This is a genomic window from Streptomyces sp. NPDC044063 (genome assembly GCF_056434285.1).
In genome coordinates, this window is the sequence record NZ_JBWKFM010000011.1 from 215,581 (window position 1) to 236,791 (window position 21,211).

General features: G+C 72.8%; 18 protein-coding genes. 7 read left to right on the top strand and 11 right to left on the bottom strand.

The features are described from left to right. Positions 1–84: 84 nt before the first annotated feature. Positions 85–2,181: a phosphate acetyltransferase gene (gene pta, locus AC07BS_RS16470; protein WP_478642362.1), complete on the bottom strand. Its 2,097-nt coding sequence runs from the start codon at positions 2,179–2,181 to the stop codon at positions 85–87. 196 nt (positions 2,182–2,377) lie between these two features. Here pta and AC07BS_RS16475 point away from each other — a divergent pair, with 196 nt between their 5' ends. Next, positions 2,378–3,403, top strand: coding sequence for an ATP-dependent 6-phosphofructokinase (locus AC07BS_RS16475; RefSeq protein ID WP_478642359.1), 1,026 nt, complete (start codon positions 2,378–2,380; stop codon positions 3,401–3,403). A 74-nt stretch (positions 3,404–3,477) separates the two neighbouring features. Here the strand turns inward: AC07BS_RS16475 and AC07BS_RS16480 are convergent, their stop codons facing one another. Next, complete coding sequence (locus AC07BS_RS16480; RefSeq protein WP_478932730.1) at positions 3,478–6,012, bottom strand: ABC transporter permease; 2,535 nt, start codon at positions 6,010–6,012, stop codon at positions 3,478–3,480. A 304-nt stretch (positions 6,013–6,316) separates the two neighbouring features. On the opposite strand from AC07BS_RS16480, the gene AC07BS_RS16485 reads away from it, so the two are divergent. Beyond that, on the top strand, positions 6,317–6,619 hold the full coding sequence (locus AC07BS_RS16485) for a hypothetical protein (RefSeq protein WP_478932732.1): 303 nt from the start codon (positions 6,317–6,319) through the stop codon (positions 6,617–6,619). Here the strand turns inward: AC07BS_RS16485 and AC07BS_RS16490 are convergent. The 3 genes from AC07BS_RS16490 to AC07BS_RS16500 all read right to left on the bottom strand — a co-directional run bounded on the left by AC07BS_RS16490 (position 6,591) and on the right by AC07BS_RS16500 (position 8,441). Then, a complete protein-coding gene (locus tag AC07BS_RS16490) occupies positions 6,591–7,427 on the bottom strand; it encodes a carbohydrate ABC transporter permease (protein ID WP_478932734.1) in 837 nt (278 codons plus the stop codon). The two genes, AC07BS_RS16485 and AC07BS_RS16490, sit on opposite strands and share 29 nt — an antisense overlap. Positions 7,428–7,551: 124 nt before the next feature. Beyond that, positions 7,552–7,974, bottom strand: a complete 423-nt coding sequence (locus tag AC07BS_RS16495; protein WP_478642348.1) for a CBS domain-containing protein — start codon at positions 7,972–7,974, stop codon at positions 7,552–7,554. 44 nt (positions 7,975–8,018) lie between these two features. After that, positions 8,019–8,441: a CBS domain-containing protein gene (locus tag AC07BS_RS16500; protein WP_478642346.1), complete on the bottom strand. Its 423-nt coding sequence runs from the start codon at positions 8,439–8,441 to the stop codon at positions 8,019–8,021. A gap of 285 nt (positions 8,442–8,726) precedes the next feature. Between AC07BS_RS16500 and AC07BS_RS16505 the strand changes: the two genes are divergently transcribed. The 3 genes from AC07BS_RS16505 (at position 8,727) to AC07BS_RS16515 (ending at position 10,674) form a co-directional block, all read left to right on the top strand. Then, complete coding sequence (locus tag AC07BS_RS16505; RefSeq protein WP_478642343.1) at positions 8,727–9,530, top strand: VOC family protein; 804 nt, start codon at positions 8,727–8,729, stop codon at positions 9,528–9,530. A 262-nt stretch (positions 9,531–9,792) separates the two neighbouring features. Beyond that, positions 9,793–10,023, top strand: a complete 231-nt coding sequence (locus tag AC07BS_RS16510) for a hypothetical protein (RefSeq protein WP_478642341.1) — start codon at positions 9,793–9,795, stop codon at positions 10,021–10,023. Positions 10,024–10,164: 141 nt separating this feature from the next. Beyond that, entirely contained in the window at positions 10,165–10,674 is a 510-nt protein-coding gene (locus AC07BS_RS16515; protein ID WP_478932737.1) for an MmpS family transport accessory protein, read from the top strand. 8 nt (positions 10,675–10,682) lie between these two features. On the opposite strand, the gene AC07BS_RS16520 is transcribed toward AC07BS_RS16515, so the two are convergent. From AC07BS_RS16520 to AC07BS_RS16535, 4 genes are all read right to left on the bottom strand, one after another. Next, a complete protein-coding gene (locus AC07BS_RS16520; protein WP_478642336.1) occupies positions 10,683–11,549 on the bottom strand; it encodes a carbohydrate ABC transporter permease in 867 nt (288 codons plus the stop codon). Continuing rightward, entirely contained in the window at positions 11,546–12,910 is a 1,365-nt protein-coding gene (locus AC07BS_RS16525) for an extracellular solute-binding protein (protein WP_478642333.1), read from the bottom strand. The genes AC07BS_RS16520 and AC07BS_RS16525 overlap by 4 nt, the downstream gene beginning before the upstream one ends. A gap of 105 nt (positions 12,911–13,015) precedes the next feature. After that, complete coding sequence (locus AC07BS_RS16530; protein WP_478642332.1) at positions 13,016–13,732, bottom strand: response regulator; 717 nt, start codon at positions 13,730–13,732, stop codon at positions 13,016–13,018. Beyond that, positions 13,729–15,360, bottom strand: coding sequence for a sensor histidine kinase (locus tag AC07BS_RS16535; protein WP_478642329.1), 1,632 nt, complete (start codon positions 15,358–15,360; stop codon positions 13,729–13,731). The genes AC07BS_RS16530 and AC07BS_RS16535 overlap by 4 nt, the downstream gene beginning before the upstream one ends. 124 nt (positions 15,361–15,484) lie before the next feature. On the opposite strand from AC07BS_RS16535, the gene AC07BS_RS16540 reads away from it, so the two are divergent. After that, on the top strand, positions 15,485–16,852 hold the full coding sequence (locus AC07BS_RS16540) for a cation:dicarboxylate symporter family transporter (protein ID WP_478642327.1): 1,368 nt from the start codon (positions 15,485–15,487) through the stop codon (positions 16,850–16,852). A gap of 77 nt (positions 16,853–16,929) precedes the next feature. On the opposite strand, the gene AC07BS_RS16545 is transcribed toward AC07BS_RS16540, so the two are convergent. Continuing rightward, positions 16,930–17,907 (bottom strand): aldo/keto reductase, encoded by a 978-nt coding sequence (locus AC07BS_RS16545; protein ID WP_478642325.1) that lies wholly within the window; start codon positions 17,905–17,907, stop codon positions 16,930–16,932. 110 nt (positions 17,908–18,017) lie between these two features. On the opposite strand from AC07BS_RS16545, the gene AC07BS_RS16550 reads away from it, so the two are divergent. Then, positions 18,018–18,953 carry a LysR family transcriptional regulator gene (locus AC07BS_RS16550; RefSeq protein ID WP_478642324.1) on the top strand — a complete coding sequence of 312 codons (936 nt, stop codon included), beginning with the start codon at positions 18,018–18,020 and terminating at the stop codon, positions 18,951–18,953. On the opposite strand, the gene glgB is transcribed toward AC07BS_RS16550, so the two are convergent. Then, entirely contained in the window at positions 18,904–21,099 is a 2,196-nt protein-coding gene (gene glgB / locus AC07BS_RS16555; RefSeq protein WP_478932741.1) for a 1,4-alpha-glucan branching enzyme, read from the bottom strand. The two genes, AC07BS_RS16550 and glgB, sit on opposite strands and share 50 nt — an antisense overlap. Positions 21,100–21,211: the final 112 nt, after the last annotated feature.

Consider the following 21,211-nt stretch of genomic DNA (forward strand, 5'->3'; position numbering starts at 1 on the left):
TTTCCGGTAGCGGTGGGTGTGGGGGGATACGGGGTGGGGCGCCGGGGTGCGGGGCCGGGGGAGTGCCCCGGCCCCGCGGCCGGGCTACGGCTCGGTGCGCTCGCCGCGCTGCTCGCCCTGGGCCTGGATCGCGGTGATGGCGACGGTGTTGACGATGTCCTGCACCAGCGCGCCGCGCGAGAGGTCGTTGACGGGCTTGCGCAGACCCTGCAGGACCGGGCCGACCGCGACGGCGCCGGCCGAGCGCTGCACGGCCTTGTAGGTGTTGTTGCCGGTGTTGAGGTCCGGGAAGATCAGGACCGTGGCCCGGCCCGCGACCTCGGAGCCGGGGAGCTTGGTCCGGGCGACGGCCGCGTCGACGGCGGCGTCGTACTGGATCGGGCCCTCGACCTTGAGGTCCGGGCGGCGCTCGCGGATCAGCTCGGTGGCCTTGCGGACCTTGTCGACGTCGGCGCCGGAGCCGGAGGTGCCGGTGGAGTACGACAGCATCGCGATGCGCGGCTCCACACCGAACTGGGTGGCGGTCGCGGCGGACTGGATGGCGATGTCCGCCAGCTGCTCGGCGTCGGGGTCGGGGTTGACCGCGCAGTCGCCGTAGACCAGGACCCGGTCGGCCAGGCACATGAAGAAGACCGAGGAGACGATCTGGGCGCCCGGCGCGGTCTTGATGATCTCGAAGGCGGGGCGGATGGTGGCGGCGGTGGAGTGCACCGCGCCGGACACCATGCCGTCGGCCAGGCCCTCCTGGACCATCAGGGTGCCGAAGTAGGAGACGTCGGCGACGACGTCGTGCGCCAGCTCGACGGTCATGCCCTTGTGGGCGCGCGCCTTGGCGTAGATCTCGGCGAAGCGCTCGCGCAGCGGCGAGGTCGCCGGGTCGATCAGCTGGGCCTCGCCCAGGTCGATGCTCAGCTCGGCGGCGCGCTTGCGGATGGCCTCCTCCTCGCCGAGGAGGACGATGTCGCAGACGTCGCGGCGCAGCAGCACGTCGGCGGCGCGCAGCACGCGCTCCTCGGTGCCCTCGGGCAGGACGACGCGGCGGCGGGCGGAGCGGGAGCGCTCGATCAGCTCGTGCTCGAACATCATCGGCGTGACCCGCTCGGAACGGGCCACCGCGATGCGGTCGGTCAGCTCGGCGGTGTCGACGTGCCGCTCGAAGAGGCCCAGCGCGGTCTCGGCCTTGCGCGGCGAGGACGCCTCCAGCTTGCCCTCGATCGCGAACAGCTCGGCCGCGGTGGGGAAGGAGCCGCCGGGCACCGACACGACCGGGGTGCCGGGGGCCAGCCGGCCGGCGAGGGCCAGGATGTCCGGGCCGGGGCGCTCGTCCAGGGTCAGCAGCACACCGGCGATGGCGGGGGCACCCGCGCTGTGCGCGGCGAGCGCGCCGACGATCAGGTCCACGCGGTCGCCGGGGGTCACCACCAGGCAGCCCTCGGTCAGGGCGGGCAGGAAGACCGGCAGCATGGCGCCGCCGAAGACGAAGTCCTTGGCGTCGCGGGAGAGGCCGGCGTCGTCGCCGAGCAGCACCTCGGCGCCCAGCTTCCGGACGATCTGGCGGACGGTCGGCGCCGACAGGGTGCCGTCCTCCGGCAGCGCGTAGCAGGGCACCGGCAGGGTGGCCGAGAGCCGCTCGGCGATCGGCTCGCGGTCGGCGGGGGCGACCCGGTTGACCACGAGGGCGACGACGTCGCAGCCCAGCGACGCGTAGGCGCGGTGGGCGTTGCGGGCCTCGGCGTCCACGGACTCGGCGGACTGGTCCTGGCCACCGACCACGGTGATCACGGAGGCGGCGAACTCGTTCGCCAGCCGGGCGTTGAGGGCCAGCTCGTCGGGGAGGGTGGTGCCGGCGAAGTCGGTGCCCAGCACGAGGACGTACTCGAAGTGCCGCGCGACGGCGTGGAAGCGCTCCACCAGCCGGGAGACCAGCTCGTCGGTGCCCCGCTCGGCCTGGAGGGCGGCGGCGTCGGCGTAGGTCATGCCGACCACGTCGGCGGCGCCCTGCGTCAGCCGGTAGCGCGACCGCAGCAGGTCCACCAGGCGGTCGGGACCGTCGCCGTGGAAGAGGGGGCGGAAGATGCCCACCTTCTCCACATGACGGGTGAGGAGCTCCATGACTCCCAGCTCGATGACCTGGCGCCCGTCGCCCCGGTCGGTCCCGGTCACGTACACGCTGCGCGTCACGCGTGCTCTCCTATGTTCTCGGCTCGTGCTCGGCTGAAAATAAACCCGTTAGGGTGGGCTTTACCTCTTGACAATACCTGCGCCCATGGATAAAGCGCTCGTCAGTAGGGTGACGGTGGAAGGCGACGCAGGCCGTCGGCCATGAAACAATCGGCCTGGCTCACAGGTACCAATAGCGAGCAGGAGACACAGCACGATGCGCATCGGAGTCCTCACGGCGGGCGGAGACTGCCCCGGCCTGAACGCTGTCATCCGCTCGGTGGTGCACCGGGCGATGGTCGGCCACGGTGACGAGGTCATCGGCTTCGAGGACGGCTTCAAGGGTCTGCTCGAAGGCCGCCACCGCAAGCTCGACCTGGACGCCGTCAGCGGCATCCTGGCCCGCGGCGGCACCATCCTCGGCTCCTCCCGCCTGGAGCGCGCCCGGCTGCGCGAGGCCTGCGAGAGCTCCAAGGAGCTCGCCCGCGACCTCGGCATCGACGTGCTGATCCCGATCGGCGGCGAGGGCACGCTCACCGCGTCCAAGATGCTCTCCGACGCGGGCCTGCCCGTCGTCGGCGTCCCGAAGACCATCGACAACGACATCTCCTCCACCGATCGCACCTTCGGTTTCGACACCGCCGTCGGCGTCGCGACGGAGGCCATCGACCGCCTCAAGACCACCGCGGAGTCCCACCAGCGGGTGATGGTCGTCGAGGTCATGGGACGCCACGCCGGTTGGATCGCGCTGGAGTCCGGCATGGCCGGCGGCGCCCACGGCATCTGCCTGCCCGAGCGCTCCTTCGACCCGGCCGACCTCGTCGCCATGGTCGAGGAGCGCTTCGCCCGGGGCAAGAAGTTCGCCGTCATCTGTGTCGCCGAGGGCGCGCACCCGGTCGAGGGGTCGATGGACTACGCCAAGGGCGCCATAGACCAGTTCGGTCACGAGCGCTTCGCCGGCATCGGCACCAAGCTCGCCACCGAGCTGGAGCGCCGCCTGGGCAAGGAGGCCCGCCCGGTCATCCTGGGCCACGTCCAGCGCGGCGGCACGCCCACCGCGTACGACCGCGTCCTCGCCACCCGCTTCGGCTGGCACGCCGTCGAGGCCGCCCACCGGGGCGAGTTCGGCATGATGACGGCCCTCAAGGGCACGGACATCGAGATGGTGCCGCTGGCCGACGCCGTCACCGAGCTCAAGCGCGTCCCGGAGGACCGGATGAACGAGGCGGAGTCGGTCTTCTAGTCCGTCTCCCTCGGGCCCGCACACGCGAGAGGCCCCCGTCCGACCCGGCGGTCGGGCGGGGGCCTCTCCCGTGCTCACTGCGCCCCGATCGCCTCCAGCATGTCCAGCTTCGCCGCCCGGCGGGCCGGCCAGACCGCGGCCAGCACACCGACCGCCAGGGCCAGCAGCAGGAACACCCCGATCCGGCCCCACGGCACGACCATGGCGTACCGCGGGAAGGACGAGCGCAGCAGGTGGCCGCCGGACCAGGCGAGGAAGATGCCGGCCCCGACGCCCAGCACCGCGCCGAACATCGAGATCATCACGGACTCCAGCCGGACCATCCGCTTCACCTCGCGCCGGTCCAGGCCGATCGCGCGCAGCATCCCGATCTCCCGGGTCCGCTCGAAGACCGACATGGCGAGGGTGTTGACGACACCGACGACGGCGATGACGACGGCCATGCCCAGCAGCCCGTACATCAGGTAGAGGATGTCGTCGATGCTGCCGGCGTCGGCGCGGCGCAGGTCGTCCTGGCTCTGGACCTTGATCAGCGGATTGCCGCCGAGCGTCTCCTTGATCTTCCCGGGGAGCTCCTTGGCCCGGCCCGGCGCCGCCTTCACCAGCACCTGGTCGTCGCGCACCGTGTCCAGGTGGGGATCGACGAGGGCGGGGGCGGTGAGGACCGAGGACAGGACGTCGTTGTCCCGGTAGACGGCGACGACGCGCGGGGCGGCCCTCCCGCCGTCGTGGAAGGACATCGGCAGCGTGGACCCGACGGTCAGACGGTGCTCGGCGGCGAACGTGCCGGAGACGGCGACGGAGGTCGTGCCGCGGACACCGTCGAGCGAACCGCTGACCACGCGCACGTCGACGACCTTGCCGACGGCCGAGGCGTCCGCCGCCGTGGCCAGCGCCGGGCGCTCGTCCGACTCGAAGCCGGCCGTCCGCAGCGGCACGGCCGCCGCGATGCCGCTCTGCCCGGCGAGCGTCCGGGCGATCTCGGGGGAGAGGCCCAGGTAGTTCGTGGAGCCGACCTTGTAGTCGGCCGTCATGTCCGGCTTCCCCATCGTGGACATGCCCCGGTCCGCAGAGACGGCGGCCACGGTCAGGCCGGTGATCAGCGTGAGGCCGATCATCAGCGCGGAGGCGGTGGCGGCGGTGCGGCGCGGGTTGCGCAGGGCGTTCTCCCGGGCGAGCTTGCCGCTGACGCCGGAGAGCCGGACCGCGAGACCGCCGAAGAGCCGTACGAACGGGCGGGAGAGCAGCGGGGCCAGCACGATGAGGCCGGCGAGGGTGAGCGCCGAGCCCGCCATCGCGTACCGGATGCCGCCGCTGTCCTTGAACGTCGTGACGTAGAGCATGAGCGCCACGCCCGGGGCCGTGAGGGCCGCGCCGAGGGAGGTGCGCAGTACGAGGCTCCGGGACGCCGGCGCCTGGTCGACGGCGGCCAGCGCCTCGACCGGGGCGATCCGCGCGGCCTTGCGGGACGGCAGCCACGCGGCGAGCACCGTCACCACGACGCCCACCCCGAGGGCGGCCAGCACGGCGGTCGGCCTGATGACCAGCGGCCCGTCCGGCAGGCTCGCGCCGGTCGCGTTGAGGACCGGGTGGAGACCGGTGGCGACGCCGATGCCGAGGCCGAAGCCCAGGGCGGAGGCGACCAGGCCCAGCAGCCCCGCCTCGATCAGCACCGCGCGCACCACCTGGCGGCGGGAGGCGCCCACGGCGCGCAGCAGGGCGATCTCCCGGCCGCGCTGGGCGATCAGCATGGTGAAGGTGTTGGCGATGATGAAGACGCCGACGAAGAGGGAGATGCCGGCGAAGATCAGCAGGGTCTTGCGGATCGAGCTCGTCTGCTCGTCGATCATCTTCGCCTCGGTGGCCGCGAGCCGCTCGCCGCTCCGCGCCTCGAAGCTCTTCGGCAGGACCCCGCGGACCGTGGCGGTGAGCGCCGTGTGGTCGGTGCCGGGGGTCGCGGAGACGACGAGCTCGGTGAACTCGCCGGGCTTGCCGAAGAGTTTCTGCGCGGTCGCCGTGTCGAAGAGCGCCAGGCCGGCGCCCGCGCTCACACGGGGGTTGTCGGTCCGGACGACGCCGACGAGCTTCTTGGTCATGACCGGGCCGTCGACGGCGAGCCGGACGGTGCCGCCGAGCGTGACACCGAGCTTCTTCGCGGTCTTCCCGTCCAGGGCGATCTCGCGCTCGGCGGCGGGGCCGCGGCCCTCGACCAGCGGGTAGCGGCTGTCCTTGCCGTCGGGTCCGGGGACGTAGTTGGCGCCGTCACTGCCCCAGTCGCCGCCGACGGCGTCGCCGTGCCGGTCCGCGATCACCGGGGTGCCGGTGACGGAGGGCCGTACGGAGGCCACGCCCGGCAGGGCGGCGATCCGCCGGACCGTCCGGGCGTCGAGGACGCCCCGGTCCTCGGCGTCGCTACGGGGGCCGCCGGCGGTCACGGAGACGGCGACGTCGCGGAGGCTCCTGGACATCCGGTCGCGGTAGGCGCTGCCGACGGAGTCGCTGAAGACGAGGGTGCCGGAGACGAAGGCGGTGCCGAGGAGGACCGCGAGGGCGGTCATCATCAGCCGGGTCCGGTGCGCGAGGAGATTGCGCAGGGCGGTACGGAACATGTCGGGGTCAGTCCTGGGTGGGTGGGGTCCGGCGGGGGATCAGCTCGTACGGCCCTTGGCGTCCGGAGGGGCGGGGGCAACGGGGAATCGGCGATTCCCATTCTTGGTGCGGCCCACCGGTGAAACGTCAGCCGAACGACCGGAATGCGGCGTCGGCCTGTGGGCCCGTGGCGGCACGGGCGCGTAGTACTTCAGACGGACGGTGTCCCCCTCAGGACCCAGATGCCACCCTTGAGGGCAGGAAGAACCACCTTGAGGGCAGGAAGAACCACGCCGCCATCCGGGAGCGGTCTACGGTGCCGACATGGCGGACACCACGACGATCCGGGTCTCCCGCGCGCCCCGTGACCACCTTGCCCGGCTGGCCGAGGAACGTGGCATGACCATCGGCCGGCTGGTCGAGGCGCTGGCCGCCGAGCAGCCCACCGCCGCGCAGCGCGCCGAGCGGCTCGCCGCCGCCCGGGAACACGCACGCAAGCTGATCGGCATCGAGATCAGCGACGAGGAGTTCGACCGGGCGCCCGACATCCTCGGCACCATCCGCCGGATCGCCGCCGAGAAGGCCCGCGCGGCTTCCGTCACCCCTTCACCGCCCCGCCCGGCGTGAGGCCGCCGCCCAGGCGGCGGGCGATGAGGGCGTAGAGCAGGATCACGGGCGTGGAGTAGAGGATCGAGAACGCCGCCAGCTGTCCGTAGGCCACCTGGCCGTAGTTGCCGAAGAACGTGAAGATGCTGACGGACGCGGGCAGTTGGTCCGGGGTGAGCAGGAGCATGAAGGGGACGAAGAAGTTGCCCCACATCATGATGAAGCAGTAGACCGCCACCACCGCCAGCCCCGGCCCCATCAGCGGCAGGACGACCCTGACCAGCGTCTGGAGGCGGCCGGCGCCGTCCGTCCAGGCGGCCTCCTCCAGGATCACCGGTACGCCGTCCATGAAGTTCTTCATCAGCCAGATCGCGAACGGCAGCTGGGCGGTGGCGAGGAAGAGGGCCGTGCCGGCGAGGGTGTCGATCAGGTTGATCCGGACGAACAGCCCGTACACCGGCACCATCACCGCGGTGATCGGCAGGCACGTCGTGAACAGCACCCCCAGCAGGAACGGCCGGGTGAGGCGTGAGCGGTAGCGCGACAGCGGGTACGCGGCCAGGGCGGCGCAGGCCAGCGTCAGCAGGGTGGCCCCGCCGCACAGCAGCAGGCTGTTGAGGACGGGCCGGAAGGTGATCTCCTCGGTCAGGACGGAGGAGAAGTTGCCGGTCGTCGGGCGCTCGGGCGTCCGTACGCTCAGCCCGGCCGCCGGGTCCACCGACGACAGGACGAGCCACAGCAGCGGAACGGCGAACGCCGCCGCCACCGCGAGCAGCGCGGCGTCGGCGGCCAGGCGGTGACGGGTGCGGCGGGCGAGGAGCGGACGCATGGCACCTCCGGGCGCGGCGTGCGCGAACGACTCGAGGGGAGCGTAGCGCGCGACCGGAGGTGCGCGTCAGCGGGCGAATGTCGCCCTCACGGGTGGTCCCGTGCTCTCGTCCGTTCCCTTCCGTCTACTTCGCCGGCGAGTAGATCTGCCCGGCGAAGGCCGCCACCTGGGCGTCCGGCAGGTGTCGCGCCACATCGGCCTCGCTGATCATGCCGACCAGGCGCTTGTCCCGGATCACCGGCAGCCGGCGGATCCGGTGGGTCTCCATCTCGTGCAGCACGTCGTCGACGTCCGCCTCGGCGTCGATCCAGCGCGGAGTGCCCTCGCACAGGTCACCGGCCGTCACCTTCGCCGGGTCACGCCCCTTCGCCAGGCACTTCACGACGATGTCGCGATCGGTGACGATCCCGCACAGTCTGCCGTTGTCGTCGCTGACCGGCAGGGCGCCCACGTCGAGCAGCTGCATCACCTGGGCGGCGCGGGACAGCGTCTCCTCACGCGTGATCCACTGCGCCCCCTCGTGCATGATGTCCTTCGCCTTGGTCATGATCTGTCTCCTGAGCCGGGCGCCCGCCGCCGGACCGGCGCTGATCAGCGGGCGTAGATGGCCTCCGCGAACTCGGCTATCTGGTGTTCCGAGAGGTGCTCGGCGAGGTCCGCCTCGCTGATCATGCCGACGACCCGCTTGTTCTCGATCACCGGCAGCCGGCGGATCCGGTGGGTCTCCATCTGGTTCAGCACCTTCGACACGTCGGCGTCGGCGGCGACCCACTGCGGTGTGCCCTCGCACAGCTCCTCGGCGGTGCACTCGGCCGGCGCACGGCCCTCGGCCACGCACTTCACCACGATGTCGCGGTCCGTGATGATCCCGCACAGCCGCTCGTCGTTGGTCTCGTCCCCCACCGGCAGGGCGCCGACCTCGAGGTCCCGCATCATCCGGGCGGCGTGCTCGAGGTTGTCCGACTTGGTGATCCAGTGGGCACCGCTGGTCATGATGTCCTTGGCCGTGGTCATACGTGCCTCCTGAGTGCGCGATGTCGGGTGTGCTCTCACTGATGGCACCTCCATCGTCCCTCTCCCCGCCCCGCCCGGCGATCGGAGGACTGCTCCGTTCGGGTGACCCCCGGGGCGCTCCCCGGGCCCCCGCCGCCCGTGCGCCGCCCCCGCGCCGGGCGCGGCTCCCCCGCCGGTGCCAGACTGAATTCCGGACGAAACCGGCCGGAGAAGAGAGGCCGGAGAAAAAGAGCCGGAGAAAAACCCGGAGACACACCAGCGGACTCCGTCGAAGGGCACACCACCATGCTCACCACTGACTTCGTCACCGGCGCTCCCAACTGGCTCGACCTCGGCACGCCCGACACGGACGCGGCAGCGGCGTTCTACGGGTCCGTGTTCGCCTGGGAGCTGAGGTCCGCCGGCCCCGAGGCCGGCGGCTACGGCTTCTTCCAGAAGGACGGGCGGAACGTCGCCGCCCTCGGCCCGCTCACCGAGGCCGGCGCCTCCTCGGCCTGGACCGTCTACTTCCAGTCGCCCGACGCCGACGCGACCGCCAAGGACGTCGAGAAGGGCGGCGGCGTGGTGCGGGTCGCCCCCTTCGACGTGATGGAGGCCGGCCGCATGGCCTGCTTCACCGACCCCGGCGGCGCCGACTTCGCCGTCTGGCAGCCGGCCGCCGTCAGCGGCCTCGACCGGGCCTCCGACGAGGGCTGCCTGTGCTGGGCGGAACTCCACGTCGGCGACCCCGCCGCCGCCAAGGCCTTCTACCGGGGCCTGTTCGGCTGGCGCTCCGCCGATCTCAAGGTGCCCGGCATGACCTACACCGTCCTGTCCACCGCCGACGGTGATCAGCAGGACGCGTCCTTCGGCGGTGTCGTCCCCCTCCTCGAGCCCAACGAGACCCCCCGCTGGATCCCCTACTTCTCCGTCACCGATGTCGACGAGGTCGTCCGCACCACGCAGGGCGGTGGCGGCTCCGTCCGCGTGCCGGCCTCGGATGTCCCCGACATCGGCCGCATGGCCTGGCTCTGCGACCCCTTCGGCGCGACCTACGCCGTCATCAGGCCGAACCCGCCGGTGACGCCGCCGACCGTCGCCATGACCTGAGCGGCACCCCGTCAAACACCGCCGCGCCCGTGCGGGTTGGGTTCACCTTCCGAACGAGGGGCCATTCGGGCATGTCCTCCCGCATTGTCACCCTTTGAGCGCGTATTGTATTGGTATTGCCTCGTTCGTCTGAACCGGGGCAGAGGTCAATACATGCTGGTGACACGGCAGTTGGCGGGTCGCCAGTGTCCCGGCCCCGCCGGAGCGCGCGGACACATGGTGGACCGGCCGGCCGACGTCGTCGGCGGGAAGGACGGACCGGATGGGTCGGTCGATCTCTCTTCGTCCCCTGCGGCGCCCGTGGAGACGCAAGCCGTTTCCGGACATCGCCGTGGTGGTGGTCGTCGTCATCGTCGTGCTGAGCGTGGGCGCGGCGCTGCCCGGGTCCCAGGTCGCCGCCGTCACCGGGCTCTTCGGTGCCGTCGCCAACGCGGTGGTGCTGCTGCGGCACGGAAACGGGAGGGGTGGGGCGGGCGTCCCCTTCCACGGCTGAGGCCCGAGGGGCCGGGGTGCGGACCGGGCGGTCCCACCCCGGCCCCTCCTTCCTTTCCTTCCTTCCATCGCTTGCCTTTGCCTTCCCTTTGCTGTGTACTTCAGCGGCTGTCACCACCCCCCACCCGCCGAAGGAACACCCGTGAACCGCTCCGCCCACCTCCGCCGCACCTTCTCCGCCCTCGCCGTGGCCGGTCTGGCGCTGACCGCCGTGACCGCCTGCAGCACCGAGGAGGTCCGGAAGGCCGCCGGCAAGGAGGAGGGCACCGAGGGCAGGAAGTCGGTCGAGGAGAAGGCGGCCGACGCCAAGAAGTCGGTCGAGGACAAGGCCGTGGACACCGTCGACAAGGCCGTGGGCGGCAGCTTCGAGGTCACCTACGAGGTCACCGGCTCCGTCGACTCGGTCGACTTCAACGAGGGCAAGGGCTCGCCGGCCGACCCGCAGTTCACCACCGAGGACAAGCCGAAGACCCCGTGGAAGAAGACGGTCACCCTCAAGGGCATCGCCGCCCCCACCGTCAGCGCGATGGTGTCGGAGGGCGAGGGCGGCTGCCGGATCACGTACAAGGGCAAGGTCCTCGACGAGAAGAAGGCCAAGGCCTCGGACACGGGTCTGGCGCTGTGCAACGCCGTGTCGCCGCTCGGCCAGTGATCACGGATCTACACCTCCTCGCGCAGCAGTCGCACGTACACCGCTGAGAACAGCCCTCCCACCAGCAACAGCAGCAATGCCACCGCCGTGCCGTAGCCGATCAGGGACTTCAGGAACGCCTGGTCGTACATGAACACCGGCAGGGTCTGGCTGCGGTTGCCCGGACCACCCCGGGTCATGGCCCAGATGAGGCCGAACACGGACAGGGTCTGGAGGGTGTTGAGCATCAGATTGGTGCCGATGGAGCGGCGGAGCATGGGGAGTGTGATGTGCCGGAAGCGGCGGAGACCGCTCGCGCCGTCCACCTCCGCCGCCTCCGTCACCTCGCGGGGGATCTCCGCGAGGGCCGCGGAGTAGACGAGCATCGAGAAGGCCGTGCCGCGCCAGACGTTGGCGAACGACACGGCCAGGATGGGCAGGGTGAACAGCCAGTTCTGCCGGGGCAGACCGAGCAGGTCCAGGACGGCGTTCAGGGTGCCCTCCCGCGCGAAGAAGGTGTAGAGCAGGAAGCCGGCGACGATCTCGGGCAGCACCCACGCGGCGACCACCACCGCGCCCGTCACCGACCGCACGGTCCGGGAGGCCCGCCGCATCAGGGCGGCGAGGGCGAAGCCCAGGGTGTTCTGGCCGACGATCGACGACAGCACGGTGAAGACCAGCGTCAGCCACACCGCGTTGAGGAAGTCCTCGTCGGTGAGGGCGCGCCGGAAGTTGGCGAGGCCGACGAACGAGGCCGAGGCCTGACCGGTCAGCCGGGTGTCGGTGAAGGCCAGGACCACGCAGTAGGCGATGGGGCCGGCGAGGAAGAGCAGCAGCAGGGCGGTGGCCGGGGCCAGGGGGAGCCAGCGGGCGCCCGTGACGCGGCGCGCGGTCACCGGGTCGTCACCCCCGACGGGCCCGCGATCGACTTCAGTCGCTCGTCGTAGCGGCGCGCGGCGGCGGCCGCGTCGGCGTCGCCGCTGGTGACGGCCTCCATCGCCTCCTGGATGGCGGCGGACACCTGCGGATAGACGGGCAGGGCCGGGCGGTAGCGGGTGTCCTTCACCAGGCCGGTGAAGAACTCGATGCCGGGCATCGACGCGCGGTAGGCGGGCGACGCGGCCACGTCGTCGCGCACGGCGATCTGCGCGTCCCGTACGGTCCATTCGGTGGCGTTGGCGGGCGTCTGCAGGGTCTCGACGAGTTCCCAGGCCAGGTCGGCCTTGGCCGACTTGGCGCCGATGGCCCAGGTCCAGCCGCCGGAGAGGCTGACGCGCCCCGGCGCCCGGCCGTCCCTGGTGGGGAAGGCGGCCCGGCCCAGCACCCGCGACCACTGGGGCCAGGGCCGGGGGCCCGAGGGCAGCCAGGTCTTGCCGAGCCAGGAGCCGTCCAGGGCGATGGCCAGCCGGCCGCCCGGCAGCCAGTCGGTGGCCACCTTGGTGCCGATGGTGGGGGCGAGGGCGTCCGACGGATCGGGTCCCAGCCCCTCGGCGTAGACGGTGCGGACGAACTCCAGGGCGGCCCGGAAGCCCTCGCCGCCGGCCACCCACTTCCTGGCCGCCGGGTCGTAGAGCGGGTCGGCCCCGGTGCCGTACGCGAGCATCTCGAAGCCCTGCATCGCGGCGGCCTCGCCGGCGCCCTTGCCGGTGTAGACGTTGAGGGGGATCACCCCGGGCACCTTCCGCTTGATCGTGCGGGCGGTGTCGAGGACGTCCTGCCAGGTCCTGGGCTGCCAGTCGGCCGGCAGGCCGGCCCGGGCGAGGATCTCCTTGTTGAACCACAGCCCCCGGGTGTCGGTGCCGTCCGGGACCCCGTACGTCCGCCCGTCCTCGGCCCGCGCCGAGGCCTTCGCGGCCGGCGCGAAGCGGTCCCAGTACCGCCAGCCGGCCAGCTTGTCGTCGAGCGGTCTGAGATACCCGCTCCGGATGTCGGAGTTGATGAGGAAGGTGTCCTCGCGCACCAGGTCCGGCGCGGTCCTCGGGGACCGCATCATCTGCTGGACCTTGGCGTTGTAGTCGTCCTGGGTGGCCTGGACCGGGATCAGCCGGAGCTTCCTGCCGGGGTGCTCCCGCTCGAACTCCTTCTTGATGCCGGCCAGGTAGTCGTCCATGAACCGGACCTTGTTGTCCGTGCTGCGCTGGTAGACGACCCGCAGGGTGTCCGGGTCCTCGCCGGAGCCGCCGCAGCCGGTGAGCGCGGCGACGCAGCCGAGGGCGGTGAGTGCGGCGACGAGAGGTACGGGACTGGTGGGGCGCACGGCACGACCTCCTGCACCTTGGGATGTCGAGTCGTACGTTCCCCCGGCGGCCCCGCCGCACGCGCGCCCCGCCCCCGGCGCCCGGGAGCGTCCGGGCGCCGGCCGTCAGCGCCGGCCGGACCACCGGTAGAGCAGTTCGGGCCGGCCGATCTGCCCGTACTGCGGCGCGCGCCCGGCCCGTCCGGTGTCCACCAGGTACTCGAGGTAGCGCCGGGCGGTGATCCGCGAGATGCCCACCGCCGCGGCGGCCGTCTGGGCGCTCACGCCCTCGGCGCCGGCGGCCCGCAGGGTCTCGGTGATCGCCTGGAGGGTGTCCACGGCCAGCCCCTTGGGCAGCGCCACCGGCTGCGGGGTGCGCAGCACGGCGAGGGCCCGGTCGACCTCCTCCTGCCCGCTGGCCTCCCCGGCGGCGGCCCGGAACTCCGCGTACCGGGACAGCCGGTCGCGGAGCGTGGTGAAGGTGAACGGCTTGAGGACGTACTGGACGACGCCCAGCGACACGCCCTCGCGGACGACGGCCAGGTCGCGCGCCGACGTGACGGCGATGACGTCGGCGGCGTGCCCGGCGGTGCGCAGCGAGCGGACCAGCTGGAGGCCGTGCCCGTCCGGGAGGTACAGGTCCAGCAGGAGCAGATCGACGGGGTGGCGCCCGAGGAACTGCGAGGCGGCCCCGCGCGAGTGGACCACCCCGGCGACGGTGAACCCGGGCACCCGGCCCACGTAGAGGGCGTGGGCGTCGGCGGCGACGGGGTCGTCCTCGACGACGAGCACCCGGATCGGGGGCGCGGCCGCCCGGGGCGCGGGACAGGGGCTGGTGCTCATGCGGGGACTCCTTCGGAAGTGGGGACGCGCAGCGGCAGCCGGACCGTGAACTCGGCGCCGCCGCAGGGGGAGTCGCCGAGGACGACCGTGCCGCCGTTGCGCCGGGCGGCCTGCTGGACGAGGGCGAGGCCCAGGCCGCGGCCGTGCGGGGCGGCGCCCGGGGACTTGGTGGACCAGCCGCGCCGGAACACCTCGTCCACGGCCTCGGGCGCGACGCCGGGGCCCGTGTCGCCGACGCGCAGCAGCAGTTCGTGCTCGTCGGCGCGGACGGTGACGGTGACCCGGCCGGTGCGGCGGGGGTCGCGGGCCGCCTCGACGGCGTTGTCGACGAGGTTGCCGAGGACGGTGACCAGGTCGCGGGCGGGCAGGCCGGGCGGCAGCAGCCCGTCGTCGACGCGGGTGTCGTCGGTGAGGACGAACTCCACGCCCTGCTCGTTGGCCTGGGCGGCCTTGCCCAGCAGCAGGGCGGCCAGGACCGGTTCGGCGACGGCGGCGACGACCCGGTCGGTCAGCGCCTGGGCCAGTTCGAGCTCGGCGGTGGCGAAGTCGACGGCCTCCTCGGCGCGGCCGAGCTCGATGAGCGAGACGACCGCGTGCAGCCGGTTGGCGGCCTCGTGGGCCTGGGAGCGCAGTGCCTCGGCGAAGCCGCGTACGGAGTCCAGTTCACCCGTGAGTGCCTGGAGTTCGGTGTGGTCGCGGAGGGTGACGACGGTGCCGTGCCGCTTGGCGCTGGAGACGGGCGAGGTGTTGAGGACGACGATCCGCTCGGCGGTCAGGTGCACCTCGTCGACGCGCGGGCCGGGGTCGAGGAGGGCCTCGGTGAGGGAGGGCGGGAGGCCGAGGGCGTCCACGCGGCGGCCGACGACGTCGTCGGGCAGGCCGAGGAGGTCCCGGCCGGCGTCGTTGACGAGAGCGATGCTCTGCCGTCCGTCGAGCATCAGCAGCCCCTCGCGCACGGCGTGCAGCGCGGCCTCGTGGTAGTCGTGGAGATGGCCGAGCTGGGTGGCGTTCATGCCGTGGGTGTGGCGTCGCAGCCGGGAGTTGAGGAGGTAGGTCCCGGCGCCGCCGACGGCGAGCACGGCCAGGGCCACCCCGCACAGCACGGCGACCTGGCGGCGTACCTCGGCGCTGATGGCGTGGACGGTGATGCCGGCGCTGACCAGGGCGGTCACCCCGGCCGGCCCGCCCTTCACCGGGACCACGGCCCGGACGGACGGGCCCAGCGTGCCGGTGTAGGTCTCGGAGAAGGCCCGGCCGTGGAGGGCGGGGCCGGTGTGGCCGAGGAAGCGCTCGCCGATCCGCAGCGGGTCGGGGTGGGTCCAGCGGACGCCGTTCGGGCTCATGATGGTCACGAAGTCCACGCCGGTGTCGCGGCGCACCTGTTCCGCGTACGGCTGGAGGGCGGCGCTGGGGTCCGGGGCGCGGACGGCGGCGCGGACGGCGGGGGACGCGGCGACGGCGGCCGCGGCGGCCGTCACCTGCCGGCGGGCCGTCTCCCGCGCCTGGTCCCGGCCGGAGACGTAGGCGAACACCGCGCAGGCGGCCACCACGGCGGCGACCAGCACGATCTGTGTCGCGAAGAGCTGGCCGGCCAGGCTGCGGGGGCGGCGTATGCGAGGTTTGCGCATGGCCGACAGTGTGCCTGTTGGCGTGTTCGTGAACGTAATGCACGCAAGGGTGACCGCCGTCACATCGGAGTGCATAGTCTCCGCACGACGTTCCCGGTACGACACGCATGACGAGGAGACCGCCGTGGCAGTCCACTCCCCACCCGGCCGCAGCACCGACCGGACCCACTACCTCTACCTCGCGGTGATCGGCGCGGTGCTCGCGGGCATCGCGGTCGGCTTCGCGGCGCCGGGGGTCGCGGTCGAGCTCAAACCGCTGGGCACCGGCTTCGTGAACCTGATCAAGATGATGATCTCGCCCGTCATCTTCTGCACGATCGTGCTGGGCATCGGCTCGGTGCGGAAGGCCGCGAAGGTCGGCGCGGTGGGCGGCCTCGCGCTCGGCTACTTCCTGCTGATGTCCACGGTCGCGCTGGCCATCGGCCTGGTGGTCGGCAACCTCCTGGAGCCGGGCAGCGGCCTCCACCTGACGGACTCCCTCCGGCACGCCGGCGAGGCCCAGGCCAAGGGCGCCGCCCACGAGTCCACGTCCGCGTTCCTGCTCGGCATCGTGCCGACCACCCTGGTGTCCGCGTTCACCGGTGGACAGGTGCTCCAGACCCTGCTCGTCGCTCTGCTGTCCGGCTTCGCCCTCCAGGCGATGGGGGCGGCGGGCGAGCCCGTGCTGCGCGGCATCGGGCATGTGCAGAAGCTCGTCTTCCGCATCCTGGGCATGATCATGTGGGCCGCGCCGGTGGGCGCGTTCGGGGCGATCGCGGCGGTCGTCGGGGCGACCGGCGTCGACGCCCTGAAGTCGCTGGCCGTCATCATGATCGGCTTCTACCTCACCTGCCTGATCTTCGTCGTCGTGGTGCTGGGCACGCTGCTGCGGCTGGTGGCGGGGGTGAACGTCTTCGCGCTGCTGAAGTACCTGGGGCGGGAGTTCCTGCTGATCCTCTCCACGTCCTCGTCGGAGTCGGCGCTGCCGCGCCTGATCGCCAAGATGGAGCACCTGGGCGTCAGCCGCCCGGTCGTCGGCATCACCGTCCCCACCGGCTACTCCTTCAACCTCGACGGCACGGCCATCTACCTGACGATGTCGTCGCTGTTCGTGGCGGAGGCGATGGGGCGGCCGCTGTCGCTGGGGCAGCAGGTGTCGCTGCTGCTGTTCATGATCGTGGCGTCGAAGGGCGCGGCGGGCGTGACGGGCGCGGGCCTCGCCACCCTCGCCGGCGGCCTCCAGTCGCACCGGCCGGAACTGGTCGACGGCGTCGGCCTGATCGTCGGCATCGACCGCTTCATGAGCGAGGCCCGGGCGCTGACGAACTTCGCGGGCAACGCGGTGGCCACCGTCCTCATCGGCACCTGGACCAAGGAGATCGACAAGGCCCGGGCGGCCGAGGTGCTGGCCGGCCGGCTCCCCTTCGACGAGGCGACGCTCGTGGACGAGGCGGCGGCACCGGAGGCCGGACCGGGGGAGAAGCCGGACGAGAAGCAGCCGGTGCCCGCCTGACGACGGGCCGGGGCAGGGCCGGGCGCGGACCGGCGGGCCACCGCACCGCCGCATCCCCGCATCCCCGCGTCGTCGGATCAGAGGTCGACCTGCGCCATCCGGCCCGCGTCGTAGCGCTCGCCCGCCACCGCGCCGCGCGGCACGGCCGCGTCCAGCGCCGCCAGCTCCGCCGCGGTCAGCACGACGTCGGCGGCGGCGGCGTTCTCCTCCAGGTAGGCCACCCGCTTCGTCCCCGGGACGGCCGTGACGTCCGGCCCCTGCGCCAGCACCCAGGCGAGCGCCAGCTGCGCGGGTGTGACGCCCTTGGCGGCGGCCAGCGCCCGCACCCGCTCCACGAGGGCGAGGTTCGCCGTGAGGTTCTCGCCCTGGAAGCGTGGCGCCGTGCGGCGGAAGTCCCGCTCGCCGTACTGCCCGGTGGAGAACGCCCCGGTCAGCAGGCCGCGCCCGACGGGGCTGTAGGCGACGAGCCCGATGCCCAGCTCGCGCAGCACGGGCAGGTGGGCGTCCTCGACGTCCCGGGTGAACAGCGAGTACTCGTACTGCCCCGCGGTGATCGGGTGCACCGCGTGCGCCCGCCGGACCGTCGTCGGGGAGGCCTCGGAGATGCCCAGGTGGCGCACCTTGCCGGCGGCGACGAGCTCGGCCATCGCCCCCCACGTCTCCTCGACGGGGACGTCCGGGTCGACACGGTGCTGGTAGTAGAGGTCGATGTGGTCGACGCCGAGCCGCCGCAGGGACGCCTCGCACGCGGAACGGACGTACTCGGGCCGCCCGTTGACCCCCACCGGGCTGCCGTCCGGCAGCCGTTCGGCGCCGAACTTCGTGGCCAGGACGACCTCGTCCCGGCGGCCCGCGATCGCCCGGCCGACCAGCTCCTCGTTGGTGAAGGGGCCGTAGGCGTCCGCCGTGTCGAGGAAGGTCACCCCCACGTCCAGCGCCCGCCGGATCGTGGCGAGCGAGCCGGCCTCGTCGCCGGGCGCGTAGTAGTCGCTCATGCCCATGCAGCCCAGACCGAGGGCGGAGACGCGGAGGGAGGCGAGGTGACGGGCGTGCATGACGTGCTCCTGGGAAAGTCAGGGGGAGGTGGGGTGACGTCTTCGATTCTGGGCCGTACGAGGGGGAGTTGACCAAGACCGGTTCCGTACGGTGGAGATACCCTGCGGGTATGACGATGGTGGATCTCCGGCTCATGCGGTACGTGGTGGCGGTGGCCGACGAGGGCGGCTTCCAGCGGGCGGCCGACCGGCTGCACATGGCCCAGCCGCCGCTGAGCCGGCAGATCGCGGCCCTCGAACGCGACCTGGGCGTACGGCTCTTCGAGCGGCGCCCCACCCGGACCACCGAGGCCGGCCGGGTCTTCGTGGACGGCGCCCGGGCCCTGATCGCCGAGGCGGACGCCCTTGTGGAACGCACCGTGCGCGCCGCCCGCGGCACCGTGGGCACGGTCCGGCTGGGCTACGTCACCAGCGCCGCCTACTGGGCCGTCCCCGGAATCCTCTCCGCCCTCGGCGCCCGCCACCCCGGGGTGCGCGTCGAGAGCCGCGAGATGTGGTCGGCCGACCTCCTCGGCGCGCTGGAGCGGGAGGAGATCGACGCCGCGCTGTCCCGCAGCCTCCCGGACCGCCCGGGGCTGGCCCGGCTGACCCTCGCCCGGGAGGACCTCGTCGCCGTCCTCGCCGCCTCCCACCGGCTCGCGGGGCGCGCGGAGCTCTCGCTGGCGGAGCTGCGCGGCGACCGGCTGCGGATCATCCGGCGCGACATCGCCCCCGCCTTCCACGACGCGCTCCTCGCCGCGCTGCGCGGCACCGGCGAGGACTTCGCCGTCGAGGAGGAGTCCATGCCCGGCTTCCGCCACCTCACCCTCGGCGGCCACGACTTCGCCGTCGTCCCGCGCACCTTCACCCGCCACCTCCCCGCGGGCGCGGTGGCCCTGGACGTCCGCGACGACCTGCCCTCCGTCGACCTCGACCTGGTCTGGCGCGAGGAAGCGCCCGCGCCGTCCCTCCCCCTGCTCGTCCGGGCGGCACGGGAACTGGCCCCGCGCGAGGCGGTCACACCGGCCGCAGCCACACCGTCGCCAGCGGCGGCAGCGTCAGCGTGACGCTCGCCGGGCGGCCGTGGCTGCGCACCGCCTCGGCCTTCACCGGGTCCGCGTTGCCGACCCCGCCGCCCCCGTAGCGCTCCGCGTCGGTGTTGAGGCACTCCTCCCACACCGTGTCCCCGGCCGGCACCCCCAGCCGGTAGCCGCCGCGCACCACCGGGGAGAAGTTGCTGACGGCCAGCAGTGGCGAGCCGTCGGCCGCGAAGCGCAGGAAGGCGAGGACGTTGTCCTCGTAGGCGTTGCCGTCGACCCAGGAGAACCCCTCGGGCGAGGTGTCCCGCTCCCACAGCGCGGGCGTCTCCCGGTACCGCCGGTTGAGGTCGCGCACCAGATCGCGCACGCCCCGGTGGTCGGGCTCGGCGGAGTACGAGGGATCGAGCAGCCACCAGTCCGGACCGTGACCCTCCGACCACTCCGCGCCCTGCGCGAACTCCTGCCCCATGAACAGCAGTTGCTTGCCCGGATGGGCCCACATGAAGCCCAGGAACGCGCGGTGGTCCGCCCGCTGTTGCCACCAGTCGCCCGGCATCTTCGACACCAGCGACCGCTTGCCGTGCACCACCTCGTCGTGCGAGATCGGCAGCACGTAGTTCTCGCTGTACGCGTAGACCATGGCGAAGGTCATCTCGCCGTGGTGGTACTTGCGGTGCACCGGCTCCTTCGCCATGTACTCCAGCGAGTCGTGCATCCAGCCCATGTTCCACTTCAGCCCGAAGCCCAGCCCGCCGAAGCCCCCAGCCCCCCGCAGATGCGTGGCGCGGGTGACGCCGTCCCACGCGGTGGACTCCTCGGCGATGGTCACCACCCCGGGGCAGCGGCGGTAGACGGTGGCGTTCATCTCCTGGAGGAACGCCACCGCGTCGAGGTTCTCCCGGCCCCCGTGCGCGTTGGGCGTCCACTGCCCCGGCCCGCGGGAGTAGTCCAGGTAGAGCATCGAGGCGACGGCGTCCACCCGCAGCCCGTCGACGTGGTACTCCTCGCACCAGTGGACCGCGTTCGCCACCAGGAAGTTGCGGACCTCCCGGCGCCCGTAGTCGAACTCCAGCGTGCCCCAGTCGGGATGCGCCGCCCGTACCGGGTCCTGCGGCTCGTACAGCGGCCGGCCGTCGAAGCACGCGAGCGCCCAGTCGTCGCGGGGGAAGTGCGCCGGTACCCAGTCCATCAGCACCCCGATGCCCGCCCGGTGCAGCGAGTCGACCAGGTGCTTGAAGTCGTCGGGCGTGCCCAGCCGGGCGGTCGGCGCGTAGAAGCCCGTCACCTGGTACCCCCACGAGCCGCCGAAGGGGTGCTCCGCCACCGGCATCAGCTCGACATGGGTGAAGCCCAGGTCCTTCACGTACGCCGGCAGCTGCTCGGCCAGCTGCCGGTACGTCAGCCCCGGCCGCCAGGAGGCCAGGTGCACCTCGTAGACGGAGAACGGCGCCTCGTGCACCGGCCGCGCCCCCCGGCGGTCCATCCACGCGCCGTCGCGCCACACGTGGTGCGAGGCGTGCACGATCGACGCGTTGGCCGGCGGCACCTCGGTCCGCCGGGCCATCGGGTCGGCCCGCAGGCCGCGCGAGCCGTCCGGCCGGGTGATCTCGAACTTGTACAGGGCGCCCTCGCCGACCCCCGGCAGGAACAGCTCCCACACCCCGGTGCCGCCCAGCGAGCGCATCGGATGCGGCGTGCCGTCCCAGAGGTTGAAGTCGCCGACGACCCGCACCCCCCGCGCGTTCGGCGCCCAGACGGTGAAGCGGGTGCCGGCCACGCCGTCGTGCGTCATGGGCCGCGCGCCCAGCGCGTGCCACAGCTGCTCGTGCCGGCCCTCCCCGATCAGGTGGAGATCCAGCTCGCCGAGCGCCGGCAGGAAGCGGTACGGGTCGTCGGTCTCCACCTCGGCGTCGGCGTAGCCGATGCGCAGCCGGTACCCCGTCGGGATGCGGGCCAGCGGCAGCACCCCGGCGAAGAACCCGTCGCCCTCGTCGCGCAGCGGGACCCGCAGCCCCTCGGCGACCACGCAGACCGCGCGCGCGTGGGGGCGCAGGGTCCGGAAGAGCACCCCGCCCTGGATGTGATGCGCCCCCAGCACGGCGTGCGGGTCGTGATGCGCGCCGTGCAGCAGGAGCTCGCGGACATCGGCGTCGAGGGGCGCGGCGGGCCGCACCTCACCGGGCGCGCGGGCGGCGGCCGGGGAGGCCGGGGCGTGGGGGGGGGGGGGGGGGGGCCGCAGGTCCCGTTGCAGCCCTTTTCAGCAAACGAGGAAAGGGTAGTTGTGG